The following is a 15,922-nucleotide window of genomic DNA, read 5'->3' as shown; positions in this document are numbered from 1 at the left end:
GTCTTACTCGGCCGCCGCGGTGTCCGCGGTGGCCGCGTCGGACACATCCGACACCGGCACGAGGCTGATCTTGCCGCGGTCGTCGATGTCGGCGATCTCCACGCGGAGCTTGCTGCCGACGGTCACGACGTCCTCGACCTTGTTGACGCGCTTGCCCTGGCCGAGCTTCGAGATGTGCACGAGGCCGTCACGACCCGGAAGCAGCGACACGAACGCGCCGAATGCCGTTGTCTTCACGACGGTTCCGAGGAACCGCTCCCCGACCTTGGGCAGCTGCGGGTTCGCGATCGCGTTGATCCGATCGATCGCCGCCTGCGCCTTGATGCCATCGGTCGCGCCGACGAACACGGTGCCGTCGTCCTCGATGGAGATGTTGGCGCCGGTCTCCTCGGTGATCGCGTTGATGTTCTTGCCCTTGGGCCCGATCAGCTCGCCGATCTTGTCGACCGGGACCTTCACGGTGGTGACGCGAGGAGCGAAGGGGCTCATCTCGTCGGGCTCGTCGATCGCCTCGGCCATCACCTCGAGGATGGTGGTGCGGGCGTCCTTGGCCTGGCTCAGTGCGCCGGCCAGCACCGCCGACGGGATGCCGTCGAGCTTGGTGTCGAGCTGCAGGGCGGTCACGAAGTCCTTCGTGCCGGCGACCTTGAAGTCCATGTCGCCGAACGCGTCCTCCGCACCGAGGATGTCGGTGAGGGCGACGTAGCGGGTCTCCCCGTCGACCTCGTCGGAGACGAGACCCATGGCGATGCCGGCGACCGGGGCCTTGAGCGGCACACCGGCGTTGAGCAGCGACATGGTCGACGCGCAGACCGAGCCCATCGACGTCGATCCGTTGGAGCTCAACGCCTCCGAGACCTGACGGATCGCGTACGGGAACTCCTCGACGCTCGGCAGCACCGGCATGAGCGCACGCTCGGCGAGCGCTCCGTGGCCGATCTCGCGACGCTTCGGCGATCCGACGCGACCGGTCTCACCGGTCGAGTACGGCGGGAAGTTGTAGTGGTGCATGTACCGCTTCGACGTCTCGGGTCCGAGCGAGTCGATCTGCTGGGCCATCTTGACCATGTCGAGGGTGGTGACGCCCATGATCTGGGTCTCGCCGCGCTCGAACAGGGCGCTGCCGTGGGCACGCGGGATCAGGGCGACCTCGGCCGAGAGCGACCGGATGTCGGTGATGCCACGGCCGTCGATGCGGAAGTGGTCGGTGAGGATGCGCTGACGCACGAGCTTCTTGGTGAGCGAGCGGTACGCCGCGCCGATCTCCTTCTCGCGGCCGGCGAACTGCTCGCCGAGCGAGGCGAGGATGTCGCCCTTGAGCTCGTCGGTCTTGTCGTCGCGCTCGGTCTTGCCCGCGATCGTCAGGATCTCCGACAGACGATCCTTGCCCGCCGACTCGACGGCGTCGTAGACGTCGGACTGGTAGGCGGGGAACAGCGGGAACTCGCCGGTGGCCTTGGCGGCCTGGGCGGCGAGCTGGCGCTGGGCCTCGCACAGCGAGCGGATGAACGGCTTGGCGGCCTCGAGGCCCTCGGCGACGATGGCCTCGGTGGGCGCCTGAGCACCGCCCTCGATGAGCTCGATGACGTTGTCGGTGGCCTCGGCCTCGACCATCATGATCGCGACGTCGTCACCGACGATGCGGCCGGCGACGACCATGTCGAACACGGCGCCCTCGAGCTGCTCGACGGTCGGGAACGCGACCCACTGGCCGGCGCGGTTGGACTCGGTCGGGATGAGCGCGACACGCACGCCGCCGACGGGGCCGGAGAACGGCAGGCCGGCGAGCTGGGTCGACGCCGAGGCGGCGTTGATGGCGACGACGTCGTACAGGTCGTTCGGGTCGAGGCTCAGGACGGTGATGACGACCTGGATCTCGTTGCGCAGGCCGTCGACGAACGACGGGCGGAGCGGCCGGTCGATGAGGCGGCAGGTCAGGATCGCGTCGGTCGAGGGGCGGCCCTCGCGACGGAAGAACGATCCGGGGATGCGGCCGGCGGCGTACATCCGCTCCTCGACGTCGATCGTGAGGGGGAAGAAGTCGAACTGGTCCTTGGGGTGCTTGCCGGCGCTGGTGGCCGAGAGCAGCATGTTCTCGTCGTCGAGGTAGGCGACGACGGCGCCCGCGGCCTGCTGCGCGAGGCGGCCGGTCTCGAAACGGACGGTGCGGGTACCGAAGGAGCCGTTGTCGATGACGGCGGTCGCCTCGGTGATCTCGTCGTCGTAATCGGCCTCGGGGGCGGTGGTGACATCGGTCATGTGTGGATGAATCCTCTCGTTCGATGCGCGCGAGTCATCGCTGCGCAACGGTGTAGCAGCGCCTGTCCAGACGGACGGGTGCTGTGGGTCGATGCCCGAGAGGAGGATTTCCGAACAGGTGCGGATGTCCGCGATCGAAGGCGGAGGAGGTTCGGCGACGGCCGTCGATCGAAGCGGTCGGAACCCTGCGGAACAGTACCGCGGATTCCGGCAGCCACTACCGAAGACCGATCGTCCGAACTCGGGGCACGCGTGAAGCGAAAACCATCTCGTGGCATCGGGTCCAAGGCGAGGGTAGCACCAGGCGTCGGCCGACCGGTCCATCGCGTGACGCGTCGCGCGACACGGGCGCAGACGACACGAACCGCGTGTCCGGTCGGGACACGCGGTTCGTGGAGGGCTTCGAGAACGCCGGCAGCGTCAGCGACGCAGGCCGAGGCGCTCGATGAGCGTGCGGTAGCGGTTGACGTCGACCTTGGCGACGTACTTCAGCAGACGGCGGCGACGGCCGACCATGAGCAGCAGTCCGCGACGGCTGTGGTGATCGTGCTTGTGGGTCTTGAGGTGCTCGGTCAGGTCGCTGATGCGCTTGGTGAGCATCGCGATCTGCGCCTCGGGGGATCCGGTGTCGGTCTCGTGCAGGCCGTACTCGGAAAGGATCGACTTCTTCTGATCCGTGGTCAACGCCATGGTGTTCTCCTGTGATGGAGTTCGCGTGAGGAATGGGCCCAGTGCCCCGGCACAGCCACCGCGAACCGCAGCATGCGCCGATCGGCCAGGCTACCAGCGCTTTCGCACCCCACCCAAATCGTCAGGCCGCGGTCAGTCCGCGAGCGCCTCGCGGGTCTTGACCACGTCGTCGTTCATCTGCTCGATCAACGGCTCCATGCCCTCGTACTTGATCATCCCGCGGATCCGAGTGACGAAGTCGACGGCGACGTGCTGTCCGTACAGGTCGGCGTGGGTGTCGAGGACGAACGCCTCCACCGTGCGCGTGCGACCGGAGAACGTGGGGTTCGACCCCACCGACACCGCGGCGCGATAGCTCTCCCCCGGCACCACCTGTCCCACGACCGGTCCGGCGCCGAGCACCGTGAACCATGCCGCGTAGACGCCGTCGGACGGGATCGCCGAATACATCGGCGGCGCGACGTTGGCGGTCGGGTACCCCATCTCCCGACCCCGACCGTCACCGCGCACCACGACACCCTCGACCCGGTGGGGGCGGCCGAGTGCCTCGGCGGCGGCCTCGACATCACCCGCCGCGACACAGGAACGGATGTAGGTCGAGGAGAAGGTGACCGACGGGCGGTCGGTGACACCAGAATTCGGGGCCTCGGCGCCGGCCCCCTCGCCGAGGAGTGAGACGGCGTGGACCTCGAACCCGAAGGTGCGGCCCAGCGACGTCAGCACGTCCACCGTGCCCGCCGCCTTCTTGCCGAAGGTGAAGTTGGCGCCCACCACCACGTCGGCGGCGTGCAGACCCTCGACGAGGACCTCGTGGGCGAAGTCCTTGGGCGACTGCGCGGCCAGCACCGGGGTGAACGGCATGACACAGAAGACGTCGATGCCCAGTTCCTCGGCGAGCTCGGCACGCCGGGTGAGCGTGGACAGCTGCTGTGGGTGGCTGCCGGGGCGCACGACCTCGGCGGGGTGCGGGTCGAACGTCATCAGGACCGCGGGCACACCGCGCTTCTTCGCGATCGAGGTCGCGGTGGCGATCAGTTGGGCGTGCCCTCGGTGCACACCGTCGAACACCCCGATGGTCACGACACATCGGCCCCAGCCCGCGGGGATATCGTCCAACCCTCGCCATCGCAACACGGGGCCAAGCGTACGGGGACGTCCCACGGCGTACCAGACCCGCGTCCGGTCGCGGCACGAGATCGCCTCCGGCGAGTGCTCGTCGATCATCGACTTGCCCTGCCCTAAGCTCGTGGGGTGCCTTCCACCGGCGGCGAGCCGAGCCGCGATGTTCCGCCCACCGCGACAACGGTCGGCCCGAACGCCGCGCCCGCCACGCCCGTCACCGAACTCAGTTCGGTCACCCAGGACTATCTGAAGGTCATCTGGACAGCGCAGGAGTGGTCGTCGACCAAGGTGACCACCAAACTGCTGGCCGAGAAACTCGCCGTGTCGCCGTCGACGGTGTCGGAGTCCGTGCGCAAACTCGCCGACCAGGGCCTGGTGTCGCACGCCCGCTACGGATCGGTGACGCTCACCGAGTCGGGACGTCGAGCCGCGGTGTCGATGGTCCGCCGACACCGGTTGATCGAGACGTTCCTGGTCCGCGAACTCGGATACGGCTGGGACGAGGTGCACGACGAGGCCGAGGTGCTCGAGCACGCGATGTCGGACCGGTTCATGGAACGCCTCGACGCGAAACTCGGCCACCCCACCCGCGATCCGCATGGCGACCCGATCCCCGATCCCGACGGCGACGTCCCGGAGTCGCCCGCGTGCCAGCTCGCCGACGTGCAACCCGGACGGTCGGGGCGGGTCGCGCGCATCGCCGACACCGATCCGGCGATGCTGCGGTACTTCGACTCGGTCGGCATCGCGTTGGACCGCCGGATCGAGGTCGTCGAGCAGCGCCCCTTCGCCGGGACGGTCGCGGTCGCCGTCGACGGGTCCGAACCGATCGACCTCGGCGACATCGCGACCCGGGCGATATGGCTCGACATCCCGCCGGCGACCTGACCGTCGGCCGGCGTCATCGCGTCGGTCAGCGCATCGTCGACGGGCGGACCACCATCACCGACGCGGCCCGCTTGCCCTTCTCCTCCAGCAGTCCGATCGCCCGACCGTGCCGGTCGACCGCGGCGTACACACCGCGCATGCCGATGGGGTCGAGCCACCGTCCGTTGCTGACGGTCTGGGCCTCGACGTCGTCGACGGGGCGGGTCGGGAAGGCAAGGGTGACCGCCGCGTCGATGTCGAGTGTCGGTGTGGGAGAGGGATCGTCGACGATCGCCGCGAGCGGGGTGGCCTGGGCGAGGGTGAAGGGGCCGACCGCGGTGCGACGCAGCGCGGTCAGGTGCCCCCCGACGCCCAGGGCGGCGCCGAGGTCGCGGGCCAACGACCTGATGTAGGTCCCCGAGGAGCAGTCGACCTCGACGTCGAGGTCGAACCAACCGTCGTCGATCCGGTGCTCGCCGATGTCGAAGCGCGACACGGTCACCCGGCGCGACGCGAGCGCGAACTCCTCGCCGCTGCGCGCGAGATCGTGGGCGCGACGGCCGTCGACCTTGATGGCGCTGACCCTCGCCGGCACCTGATCGATGTCACCGACGAAGTGCTCGACCGCCGCGGCGACGGTCGCGATGTCGAGCCCGGAGACGTCGGCCCGGTCGCCGAGGACCCCCTCGCGGTCGTCGGTGTCGGTGCCCGCGCCGAGACGGATCGTCGCCGAGTACGACTTCGTGGTGAGTGCGAGCAGACCGAGCAGTTTGGTCGCCCGCTCCAGACCGAGGACGAGCACGCCCGTCGCCATGGGGTCGAGGGTGCCCGCATGCCCGACCTTGCGGGTCCGGAATGCCTTGCGGCACTTCGCGACGACGTCGTGGCTGGTCATGCCGCCGGGCTTGTCGACCACGATCAGACCGGCGGTCGCGATGTGCTTGTTCTCGGAGCGTTCGGCTCCGTCGGGGTTCACCGAGGGCTCACAGACATATCGAGGTGACCACCAGTCCGTTCTCGATGCGCCAGCGACCGTCGAACGATCGCAGCGGTGGTCCGCCGTCGATCACCGCGCCGTCGACGAGCAACTCCGAGTGGAAGGTGCCCGCCGCGGTGGCGTCGCCACCGGACGCGTCCCGCTCGAAGGTGATATGGGCGTCCTCGAAGCCCAGCCACCGTTCGGTCAGCGGGAACCATGCCTTGTACGTCGCCTCCTTGGCGCAGAACAACAACCGGTCCCAGTGGATGTCCCCCGGCCGGGTGGCGAGAACGTCGCGTTCAGGAGCGAGGGTGACGTGGTCGAGGACGCCGTCGGGCAGTTCGCCGTGCGGTTCGGCGTCGATGCCCACCGAGCGACACTGCAGCTTGTAGGCGACGACCGCGGCGCGGTAGCCGTCGCAGTGGGTGAGGCTGCCGACCACACCGCGGGGCCACAGGGGTTGCCCCTTCTCGCCGCGCAGGATCGGTACCGGTTCGACCCCGAGCGTGCCCAGCGCGCGACGCGCGAGGCCGCGGGCGGTGGTGAACTCCGACCGACGTTTGTCGACGGCGCGTGCCACGAGCGAGGTCTCGGCGGGCAGCAGCTCGAGGTCGTCGGGATCGGCGAACGCCTCGGCGGCCGCGACCCCCGGTGCGAGCATCGCGTCGATCATCGCGCTCCCCCTCCGTCGCGCTCGGCACGGGCGGCGAGCCTGCGCGCCCGCGCCTCACGCTTGGCGACGACACTCGCCTTGAAGGCCTCGGCGCGCTCGCGATAGTCCGGCGGGAGGTCGAAGCGGGCGCCGTGCTCGGGCAGGTGTTCGGGACGCAGCCCGCCGTCGGGGATGATCTTGCGCAGCAACGGGTCCGGCAGCCCGCGCCGTTGCCATTCGCGCGGATACCCGACCGAGACCTCTTCGAACCGGACATCGTCGTACCAGGTGGTCCGGGGGATGTGGAGGTGCCCGTACACGCAGCAGGCCGCGTTGTAGCGGGTGTGCCAGTCGTGGGTCAGTTCGCTGCCGCACCACAACGCGAACTCCGGGTACATCAGCGCGTCGGTCGGCTCGCGACGCAGCGGCCAGTGGTTGATGAGAACGGTGCGCTCGGCGGGATCGATGGCGTCGAGCCGGGTCCGGGTCCGTTCGATGCGGTCCCTCCCCCACGCATCGCGGGTGGCGAACGGCTCGGGCGAGAGCAGGAACTCGTCGGTCGCGACCACGTCGTGCTCACGCGCCAGCGCGAGCGCGGCGAACTTGTTGGTCGTCCCCTCGGGTCGGAACGTGTAGTCGTACAACAGGAACATCGGGACCACGCGGACCGGAGGGGTGCCGTCGCCGGGGTCGAACTGCGGGTAGATCTCCTCGGGGGTGATGACGCCGAGGTCGCGGCAGGCCTGCACGAGGTAGTCGTAGCGGGCGACGCCGTGGATCTGCAGGGGGTCCTTGGCGGTGGTGTAGAGCTCGTGGTTGCCCGGCACCCACACCACGGTCCCGAACTTGGCCTTGAGTCGCCGCAGCGTCTCGATGATGTCGTCGGTGCGCTCGGCGACGTCTCCGGCGACGATCAGCCAGTCGTCGGGGTCGGCGGGGTGGATCCGGTCGAGCACCTCGTCGTTCCCGCGGTGACTGACGTGGAGATCGCTGATCGCCCACAGGGTCGGCACACAGACCTCCTCGTCCTCGCCGCTGTCGGACGCGGTCGACCTCCGAGTCTATCGACGCCTCATCGGATCTCCACGAGGGTCCACCGTCCACCGGCCATGCGGGCCGACAACGCCGCGAGGCGACAGATCATGAACAGGGCGAGTCCGGTCCAGATGCCCGCCAGACCCCAGTCGAACACCAACGAGAGCCAGATGGTCGGCAGGAACCCGATGAGCGCGCTCGCGACGGTCGTGGTGCGCAGGTAGGCGGCGTCGCCGCTGCCCAGGAGCACACCGTCGAGGGCGAACACCACTCCCGCGACCGGCAGCATCCCGATGAGGAACCACCACGGCGTGTCGAGCGCGGCGAGGACGTCGGTGTCGTCGGTGAAGATGCGGCCCATCGGGGTGCGGGCCACCGCGAACACGGCGGCGACCGCGACGGCGACACCGATCGACACGACGGTGACCCGGCGCGCGACCACCCCCGCCGCCCCGATCGCCCGGGCGCCCAGCGCGGCCCCGACGAGGGACTGCGCGGCGATGGCCAGAGCGTCGAGGACGAGGGACACGAAGTTCCACAGCTGCAGCACCACCTGGTGCGCGGCGAGCGAGGCGACCCCGAAGCGCGCGGCGACGGCTGCGGCGGAGAGGAAGCAGACCTGGAACGACAGGCTCCGCACGACGAGATCACGCGCCATCGACAGCTGTGCGGTGATGATGCGGCGACGGGGCGCGAGCAGCTCGGTCCACGGCTCCTCGGGGGCCGATCGTCGGGCCGCGACGACGACCTGTCGCGCGAACAGCAGCCCGGCCACCGACTGGCCGGCGACGTTCGCGACGGCGCTGCCGTGCAATCCCATCGCGGGGGCACCGAGCAACCCGTGCACGAGGACCGGACACAGCACCGCGCTGAGGCCCAGTCCGATCACGACGAAGACCACCGGCCTCCGGGTGTCCTGGACGCCGCGCATCCACCCGTTGCCCGCCATCGACAGCAGGATCAGGGGAACGCCGCAGACGGCGATACGCAGCCATCCGACGGCCTCGGAGTCGACGCCGTCGCCGGGCGCGATCACCCCGACGACCCAGGGGGCGATGACCGTCATCACCACCGCGATGACCACGCCGACCCCGATGGCGAGCCAGCTCGCCGCGACACCCTCGGCGATCGCCGCACGCCGGTCGCCGCGACCGAACATGCGCGCCGACCGGGCCGTGGTGCCGTAGGACAGAAAAGTGAGCTGGGTGCTGACGACGCCCAGGATCAGCGATCCGACACCGAGAGCGGCGAGCGCGACGGCACCGAGTCGGCCGACCACGGCCAGGTCCTCCATCAGGTAGAGGGGTTCGGCCACCAGGACGATGAGCGCCGAGGAGGCCAGACGCAGGATGGTGCGCCCCGAGGGCGCAGCGGAATCCGGTCCGGTCACACCGCGGTCAGGAACTTCTCGATGACCTCATCGGCCGGACCCGACGCGCTGAACCCCGCCGCGTGGGGGTGGCCGCCGCCGCCCTGGGAACGCGCGAGGGGCACCAGGTCGGTGTGCGAGCGTGCGCGCATCGACACGGTCCACTCGTGCGGCGCGGATTCCTTGAACACGACGGCCACGTCCGCGTCACCGACGGTGCGGACGAGGTCGATGACGCTCTCGGCCTCGTCCCAGTCGATGGTCCGGCTGCAGCTGTGGTCCACCACCGCGTACACCAGGCCACTGCCGCCGAACGCCTCCGGGACGAGAACCGCCGACTGCAGCGCCCCGGAGACCATCGTCAGCCACCCGAACTGGTGGGTGTCGAGCAGCGTGCGGGTCCATCCCTGGCCGTCGACACCGGTCTCGAGGAGTCGGGCCGCGAGCAGGTGGGAGTTGGGCCGGGCCCAGCGGAACGACCCGGTGTCGGTCACGAGTCCGGCGAACAGGCAGGTCGCGATGTCGCGGTCGACGGGCATGTCGGCCTCGTCGAGGATGCCGAGCACCAGTTCGGCGGTGCAGTCGGCGGCGGGGTCGATCAGGTCGATGTCACCGAATCCACGATTGGATGCGTGGTGGTCGACGACGATGCCGGTCTCCGCGGCGGTCAGGATCGCGGCGAGGTCACCGAGACGCTCGGAACTGGCGCAGTCCATCGCGACGGCGACGGGATGACCGACGAGGTCGCCGGGTTCGACGATGAGCTTCGCGCCGGGGAGCGACCCCAACGCCTCGGGCAGCGGCCAGGGACCGGGGAACGCGACCTCCACCTCGACGCCGATCGCGTCGAGCGCGAGCGCGAGAGCCAGACCGCTGCCGATGGTGTCGGCGTCTGGGCGGACGTGACAGAGCACCGTGACCGCGGGAGCTGCGCGCAGCACCTCGGCCGTGCGCGCCCGCGGCGCCCCGAGCGCGTCGGTCGTCTGCCCTGGTCCGCTCACGCCTGCTCCGTCCGACTCGTCGTGCCCTGTACCGACCGGCGGCCCAGGCGGCCGCTCGGCCGAACCCGTCACCGTCGGTCGGCCGCGTCCGGCCCATCGTAATCAGCGGGGTCGGCGCCCCGTGGTGAACTTCCGTCAGCCGCCGGTCCGGGGGCCGAGGCCTCATCGGAGATCGAGACGTCGTCGCGGTAGGGATCGGCGTCTCCGGCCGGGACGGCGTCGCGGGCCTGGCGGGCCAACATCTCGTCGTGGGCGCGGGCGCGGGCGACGAGTTCCTCCATGTGCCGCGCGGTGTCGGGCACGGTGTCGAGGACGAAACGCAGCGTCGGGGTGAACCGGACGCCGGTCCCGGCGCCGACCTTCGAGCGCAGGAGACCGGTGGCGCGGGCCAGTCCGGCGGCCGCACCCTCGTAATCGGGTGCCACGTCGAGGGATTCACCCATCACCGTGTAGTAGACGGTGGCGTCGTGGAGGTCGTTGGTCACCTTCGTGTCGGTGACGGTGACGAAGTTGAGCCGCGGGTCCTTGATCTCCGAGCCGATCGCCGAGGCGACGATCGACGAGATCCGCTTGGCCATCCGTTGTGCCCGTGCCGGGTCGGCCATGGTGTCACTCCTTCGCGGTGGTGGGGATGTGTGCCGAGCCCGACGCCCGGGATCTCGCGGAAGCGAGACGCCCGGGCGTCGGGTGATCGAGCGGTGCAGGTGCGAACCGGCTACGCGCCTGTCAACTGCGGGCTTTCTCCTGCAACTCGTAGGTCTCGATCACGTCGTCGACCTTGATGTCCGTCGACGTCGGGATCGATCAACTGCGGGCTTTCTCCTGCAACTCGTAGGTCTCGATCACGTCGTCGACCTTGATGTCGTTGTACGTGATCGTCAGACCGCACTCGTAGCCTTCGCGGACCTCGGTCGCGTCGTCCTTCTCCCGCTTCAGCGACGAGATGGTGAGGTTCTCGGCCACCACCACGTTGTCACGCAGGAGACGCGCCTTGGCGTTGCGTCGCATGATGCCCGAGGTGACCAGGCAGCCGGCGATGTTGCCGACCTTGGACGAGCGGAAGATCGCGCGGATGTCCGCACGGCCGAGCTCGACCTCTTCGTAGATCGGCTTGAGCATGCCCTTGAGCGCGCTCTCGATCTCGTCGATCGCCTGGTAGATCACCGTGTAGTACCGGATGTCGACGCCCTCGCGGTTGGCCAGCTCGGTGGCCTTGCCCTCCGCGCGCACGTTGAACCCGACGATGATCGCGTCCGACGCCGTCGCGAGGTTGACGTTGGTCTCGGTCACGCCGCCGACACCGCGGTCGATGACGCGCAGCTGCACCTCGTCGCCGATGTCGATGCCGAGCAGCGCCTCCTCGAGCGCCTCCACGGTGCCCGAGTTGTCACCCTTGAGGATGAGGTTGAGCTGCGACGTCTCCTTGAGGGCGGCGTCGAGATCGTCGAGGCTGATCCGCTTGCGGCTGCGTGCGGCCATCGCGTTGCGCTTGCGCGCGTTGCGACGATCGGCGATCTGGCGGGCGATGCGGTCCTCGTCGACGACGAGGAGGTTGTCGCCGGCGCCGGGCACCGAGGTGAAGCCGATGACCTGCACAGGCCGCGACGGGGTCGCCTCGGCCACGTCCTCGCCGTGCTCGTCGACCATGCGACGCACACGTCCGTAGGCGTCGCCGGCGACGATCGAGTCGCCGACCTTGAGCGTTCCGCGCTGCACGAGCACGGTGGCCACCGGTCCACGGCCGCGGTCGAGGTGCGCCTCGATGGCGACACCCTGGGCATCCATGTCCGGGTTGGCGCGCAGGTCGAGCGACGCGTCCGCGGTGAGCAGGACCGCCTCGAGGAGGGCCTCGATGTTGGTGTTCTCCCGCGCGGAGATGTCGACGAACATCGCGTCGCCGCCGTACTCCTCGGGGATCAGACCGTACTCGGTGAGCTGACCTCGGATCTTCTGCGGATCAGCACCCTCCTTGTCGATCTTGTTGACCGCGACCACGATCGGCACGTCGGCCGCCTGGGCGTGGTTGATCGCCTCCACCGTCTGCGGCATGACGCCGTCGTCGGCCGCGACCACGAGGATCGCGATGTCGGTCGACTTCGCGCCACGGGCACGCATGGCGGTGAACGCCTCGTGACCGGGGGTGTCGATGAAGGTGATGAGCCGCTCGTCGCCGTTGAGCTCGGTGAGCACCTGGTAGGCACCGATGTGCTGCGTGATGCCACCGGCCTCGCCCTCGCGGACGTTGGCCTTGCGGATCGTGTCGAGCAGTCGCGTCTTGCCGTGGTCGACGTGACCCATGACGGTCACCACCGGCGGACGCTGCTCGAGCTCGTCCTCGCCACCCTCGTTCTCGCCGTAGCTGAGGTCGAAGCTGTCGAGCAGCTCGCGGTCCTCGTCCTCGGGGCTGACGACCTGCACGACGTAGTTCATCTCGCCGCCGAGCAGCTCGAGCGTCTCGTCGTTCACCGACTCGGTGGCCGTGACCATCTCGCCGAGGTTGAACAGCGCCTGGACGAGCGCGGCCGGATTGGCGTCGATCTTGTCGGCGAAGTCGACGAGCGACGCACCGCGGGCGAGCCGGATGGTCTGTCCGTCGCCACGGGGCAACCGGACGCCACCGACGGCCGGTGCCTGCATCGAGTCGTATTCCTGGCGCTTCTGACGCTTCGACTTGCGTCCCTTGCGGGGCGCTCCGCCGGGACGGCCGAAAGCACCTGCGGCGCCGCCGCCACGGCCGCGACCGCCGCCACCGGGACGACCCCGGAAGCCACCGGGCGGTCCACCGGTCGGGGCACCCGTGGGTGCGCCGCCACCGCGGTAGCCACCGCCACCGCCGCCGGGACGACCGCCGGGACCGCCCGGACGTCCGCCCGGACCACCGGGACGACCGCCCGGGGCGGGACGGGCCGACCGCGACGGCATCGCGCCGGGGTTGGGGCGTGGAGGCATGCTGCCCGGGCTCGGACGGGGTCCGCCGGCACCGGGTGCCGGACGCGGACCACCGGGACCGGCGGCCGGACGACCTGCGCCGGGACGGGCGGCACCGGGAGCCCCGGGGGCGCCGGGTGCTGCCGGACGCGCCGCCGGCGGCCGCGGTGCGGGCGCCGACGAGTACGGGTTGTTGCCGACACGCGGTGCACGCGGGCCGGGCTTGGGGCCGGCCGGTGTGCGCGGGCCCGGAGCTGCGGCTGGCGCCTCGGCCGGGGCCGCGGACGCGGCGGCCGGGGCCTGCGGTGCGGGCGCCTCGGAGGGCGGGGTCGCAGCCGCGGGGCGCGGTGCCGGGGTCGGCGCGGACGGAGTGGGTGCCGCCGGGGTCGGGGCCGCAGGAGTCGGCGCCGACGGGGTCGGGGCGGCCGGTGCGGGTGCCGCTGCGGCCGCGGCCGAGGCGGGGCTCGGTGCGGACGGCTTGCGACCGCCGGGCTTGGCGCCGGAACCGGGCGTCGGTGCGGTGGTCGACGCACCGTTGCCGGTCGAGCCGTTCTGGGACGACCCGTTCTGGGCCGCCGGGGCCGACGAGGCCGCCGGCGCGCCGGAGGCGGCCGGGAAGGACTCACGCAGTCGACGCGCGACCGGTGCCTCGACGGTGGATGACGCTGATTTGACGAATTCGCCCTGCTCGCTCAATCGAGCCAGGACTTGTTTGCTCGTGACGCCGAGTTCTTTTGCCAACTCGTGCACGCGGGCCTTGCCTGCCACTGCTCTCCTCACTTGGAGGTCGAGCGGGCTGCCCGCTGCGACCTCGGATTACGTTAGAAACGTGCTCATCGTGGGAACTTCACGGTGTGCTCATGTCTTCTGCCACCCGTTCTGCCGGGGACTCGCGTCCTCGGCTCTCGACCGGTCACCGATGTGACCGGCTCGTACCTACGGTCGTGATCCAACCGTCTCCTACTTCGCGCTCAGGCCACGCCGACTCGGCCATCTCGCGTTCGAGACGGTCGGCGTCGGCGGTGAGTCCTGGCACCCTGAGCGCCGGTCCGAAGGCCTTGCGCCGCACCGCCGCCCGGACGCAGTCCGGATTGTGGTGCAGCCAGGCACCACGCCCCGGCATGGTGGAGGTGCGGTCGATCGTCACGATCGGCGCACCCTGCTCGACTGCTGCCACGACCCGCACGAGATCTGCGGCCGCGGCCCGCGTCCGACAACCGATGCACGTTCGCACGGGCCCGGTGGTCGTCAGCGCTTTTTCTACCATCGGAGAGTCTACCGCCCGCCGCAAATCGCCGACGCCACGACACCGCGCCGGGTGTCGTCCCTCAGGGTCGTTCGGCCGAGCCGGCCGCCTCGGCCGCGACCTCGGCGTCGGACCGGATGTCGATGCGCCACCCGGTCAGCCGGGCGGCCAACCGGGCGTTCTGGCCCTCTTTGCCGATCGCCAGCGAGAGCTGGTAGTCGGGGACGACGACGCGCGCCGCCTTGGCCACCGGGTCGACCACGGTCACCGACACCACCTTCGACGGTGACAGCGCATTGCCCACGAACACCGCCGGGTCGGTGTCGAAGTCGATGATGTCGATCTTCTCCCCCGCCAACTCGCTCATCACGTTGCGCACACGCTGGCCCATCGGACCGATGCAGGCGCCCTTCGCATTGAGGCCGGCCACCCCGGTGTGGACGGCGATCTTCGACCGGTGGCCCGCCTCGCGCGCGACCGCGACGATCTCCACCGAGCCGTCCTCGATCTCGGGCACCTCGAGGGAGAACAGCTTGCGCACGAGATTGGGATGGGTGCGCGAGAGGGTGATCTGGGGGCCGCGGGCACCGCGGGCGACGCCGACGACGTAGCACTTCACGCGGTCACCGTGCTTGTAGGTCTCGCCGGGGACCTGCTCGGCCGAGGGCATGACGCCCTCGGTGCCGGTGGCCTCGCTGCCGATCCGGACGATGACCATGCCGCGGGCGTTGGCCCGCGAGTCCTGCTGGACCACGCCGCCGACGATCTGGCCCTCGTGCGCCACGTAGTCGCCGAAGTTCTTCTCGTTCTCCGCGTCGCGCAGGCGCTGGAGGATCACCTGACGGGCGGTCGTCGCGGCGATGCGACCGAAGCCCTCGGGGGTGTCGTCCCATTCGGAGATCAGCTGGTCGTTCTCGTCGCGGGTCTGGGCCATGACCCGCACCGCGCCGGTCTTGCGGTTCACGTCGATCCGCGCGTGCTGGGCGAAGCCCTCGGTGTGGCGGTAGGCGGTGATCAATGCGGTCTCGATGGCGGTGATCACCGTGTCGATCGGGATCCCCTTGTCGGACTCGATCATCCGCAGTGCGGCGATGTCGATGTTCATGCGTGTCCTCTCGTGGCGTCTGGTGCCGCGGCGTCGGTGGCGGAGTGCGGGGCGTCGTCGGGATGGTGGATGTCGACGAGGTCGGCGTCGCCACCGGGTTCCTCCCACAGCGCCACCGGCGCGCGGGTGTCGGTCTCCTCGCCCAGCCCGCAGAGGTGGCGCTCGTCGCGGGTGGCGCGACCGAAGTCGACCTGCACCACGGCGGTGGCGACGTCGTTGACCGACAGCGTCCGGGCGGTGCTGCGTCCGCGGTCGGTGACGACGATGTCGATGGTGGCCTCGTCGGCGGCGAGCCGACCGACGCGACCGGCGAGCGTGGTCCCGTCGGCGAGGTCGACGACGACCTTGCGACCTTGCGCGCGGCGCCAGTGCCGCGGCCGGGTCAGTGGACGATCGATCCCCGGCGAAGTGACCTCCAGGGTGTAGCGCAGTGCGCCCAGAACGGGCGGATCGGCGGCGTCGAGGACCTCGGATACGGCGCGGCTGAGGTCGGCGAGGAGGTCGAGGTCGCCGCCCTGCTCGGAGTCGACGATCACCCGGACCACACTGCGGTCGCCGGAACGGTGCACGATCACGTCGTCGAGGTCGAAGCCCGCGTCGCCGACGACCGGGGAGATCATGACGCTGATCGCCTGGCTGTCATCCGCCATGGGGCGCCTCCTCGTCTGA

Annotated in this window: 14 protein-coding genes; 1 reads left to right on the top strand and 13 read right to left on the bottom strand. The window is 70.2% G+C overall.

The window, feature by feature from the left end:
• Window positions 1-3 precede the first annotated feature (3 nt).
• The 3 genes from OG579_RS00960 to OG579_RS00950 all read right to left on the bottom strand — a co-directional run bounded on the left by OG579_RS00960 (window position 4) and on the right by OG579_RS00950 (window position 4,083).
• On the bottom strand, window positions 4-2,259 hold the full coding sequence (locus OG579_RS00960; RefSeq protein WP_328857754.1) for a polyribonucleotide nucleotidyltransferase: 2,256 nt from the start codon (window positions 2,257-2,259) through the stop codon (window positions 4-6).
• A gap of 420 nt (window positions 2,260-2,679) precedes the next feature.
• Window positions 2,680-2,949 carry a 30S ribosomal protein S15 gene (gene rpsO, locus OG579_RS00955; protein ID WP_045822490.1) on the bottom strand — a complete coding sequence of 90 codons (270 nt, stop codon included), beginning with the start codon at window positions 2,947-2,949 and terminating at the stop codon, window positions 2,680-2,682.
• Window positions 2,950-3,081: 132 nt separating this feature from the next.
• Entirely contained in the window at window positions 3,082-4,083 is a 1,002-nt protein-coding gene (locus OG579_RS00950; protein WP_045822611.1) for a bifunctional riboflavin kinase/FAD synthetase, read from the bottom strand.
• A 117-nt stretch (window positions 4,084-4,200) separates the two neighbouring features.
• Between OG579_RS00950 and OG579_RS00945 the strand changes: the two genes are divergently transcribed.
• A complete protein-coding gene (locus OG579_RS00945; RefSeq protein WP_045822489.1) occupies window positions 4,201-4,959 on the top strand; it encodes a metal-dependent transcriptional regulator in 759 nt (252 codons plus the stop codon).
• A 25-nt stretch (window positions 4,960-4,984) separates the two neighbouring features.
• Here the strand turns inward: OG579_RS00945 and truB are convergent, their stop codons facing one another.
• From truB to rimP, 10 genes are all read right to left on the bottom strand, one after another.
• On the bottom strand, window positions 4,985-5,914 hold the full coding sequence (truB, locus tag OG579_RS00940; protein WP_328857753.1) for a tRNA pseudouridine(55) synthase TruB: 930 nt from the start codon (window positions 5,912-5,914) through the stop codon (window positions 4,985-4,987).
• A gap of 7 nt (window positions 5,915-5,921) precedes the next feature.
• Window positions 5,922-6,590: a 4'-phosphopantetheinyl transferase family protein gene (locus tag OG579_RS00935; RefSeq protein WP_045822488.1), complete on the bottom strand. Its 669-nt coding sequence runs from the start codon at window positions 6,588-6,590 to the stop codon at window positions 5,922-5,924.
• Window positions 6,587-7,582: a metallophosphoesterase family protein gene (locus OG579_RS00930; protein ID WP_328857752.1), complete on the bottom strand. Its 996-nt coding sequence runs from the start codon at window positions 7,580-7,582 to the stop codon at window positions 6,587-6,589. Before OG579_RS00930 ends, OG579_RS00935 begins: the two co-directional genes overlap by 4 nt.
• A gap of 59 nt (window positions 7,583-7,641) precedes the next feature.
• Window positions 7,642-8,994, bottom strand: a complete 1,353-nt coding sequence (locus OG579_RS00925; RefSeq protein WP_328857751.1) for an MATE family efflux transporter — start codon at window positions 8,992-8,994, stop codon at window positions 7,642-7,644.
• Entirely contained in the window at window positions 8,991-9,974 is a 984-nt protein-coding gene (locus tag OG579_RS00920; RefSeq protein WP_045822485.1) for a DHH family phosphoesterase, read from the bottom strand. Before OG579_RS00920 ends, OG579_RS00925 begins: the two co-directional genes overlap by 4 nt.
• A 68-nt stretch (window positions 9,975-10,042) precedes the next feature.
• Window positions 10,043-10,579, bottom strand: a complete 537-nt coding sequence (gene rbfA / locus OG579_RS00915) for a 30S ribosome-binding factor RbfA (protein WP_045822484.1) — start codon at window positions 10,577-10,579, stop codon at window positions 10,043-10,045.
• Between the two features lie 199 nt (window positions 10,580-10,778).
• Window positions 10,779-13,670 carry a translation initiation factor IF-2 gene (gene infB, locus OG579_RS00910; RefSeq protein WP_328857750.1) on the bottom strand — a complete coding sequence of 964 codons (2,892 nt, stop codon included), beginning with the start codon at window positions 13,668-13,670 and terminating at the stop codon, window positions 10,779-10,781.
• Window positions 13,671-13,815: 145 nt separating this feature from the next.
• Entirely contained in the window at window positions 13,816-14,169 is a 354-nt protein-coding gene (locus tag OG579_RS00905; RefSeq protein WP_328857749.1) for a YlxR family protein, read from the bottom strand.
• Between the two features lie 61 nt (window positions 14,170-14,230).
• Window positions 14,231-15,253: a transcription termination factor NusA gene (gene nusA / locus OG579_RS00900; RefSeq protein ID WP_328857748.1), complete on the bottom strand. Its 1,023-nt coding sequence runs from the start codon at window positions 15,251-15,253 to the stop codon at window positions 14,231-14,233.
• Window positions 15,250-15,903, bottom strand: coding sequence for a ribosome maturation factor RimP (gene rimP, locus OG579_RS00895; RefSeq protein ID WP_328857747.1), 654 nt, complete (start codon window positions 15,901-15,903; stop codon window positions 15,250-15,252). The genes nusA and rimP overlap by 4 nt, the downstream gene beginning before the upstream one ends.
• Window positions 15,904-15,922: the final 19 nt, after the last annotated feature.

Origin of the sequence: Williamsia herbipolensis (genome assembly GCF_036153515.1) — a bacterium.
In the GTDB taxonomy this organism is placed as follows: Bacteria; Actinomycetota; Actinomycetes; order Mycobacteriales; family Mycobacteriaceae; genus Williamsia_A; species Williamsia_A herbipolensis.
Note: the sequence above shows the minus strand (reverse complement) of the source record. Positions and strands in the feature narration are given on the sequence as shown.

Bases quoted from the DNA above. Each gene is read 5' to 3' on its own strand.
- OG579_RS00960 (WP_328857754.1), bottom strand. From the start codon at position 2,259: ATGACCGATGTCACCACCGCCCCCGAGGCCGATTACGACGACGAGATC.
- rpsO (WP_045822490.1), bottom strand. From the start codon at position 2,949: ATGGCGTTGACCACGGATCAGAAGAAGTCGATCCTTTCCGAGTACGGC.
- OG579_RS00935 (WP_045822488.1), bottom strand. From the start codon at position 6,590: ATGATCGACGCGATGCTCGCACCGGGGGTCGCGGCCGCCGAGGCGTTC.
- rbfA (WP_045822484.1), bottom strand. From the start codon at position 10,579: ATGGCCGACCCGGCACGGGCACAACGGATGGCCAAGCGGATCTCGTCG.
- OG579_RS00905 (WP_328857749.1), bottom strand. From the start codon at position 14,169: ATGGTAGAAAAAGCGCTGACGACCACCGGGCCCGTGCGAACGTGCATC.
- nusA (WP_328857748.1), bottom strand. From the start codon at position 15,253: ATGAACATCGACATCGCCGCACTGCGGATGATCGAGTCCGACAAGGGG.
- rimP (WP_328857747.1), bottom strand. From the start codon at position 15,903: ATGGCGGATGACAGCCAGGCGATCAGCGTCATGATCTCCCCGGTCGTC.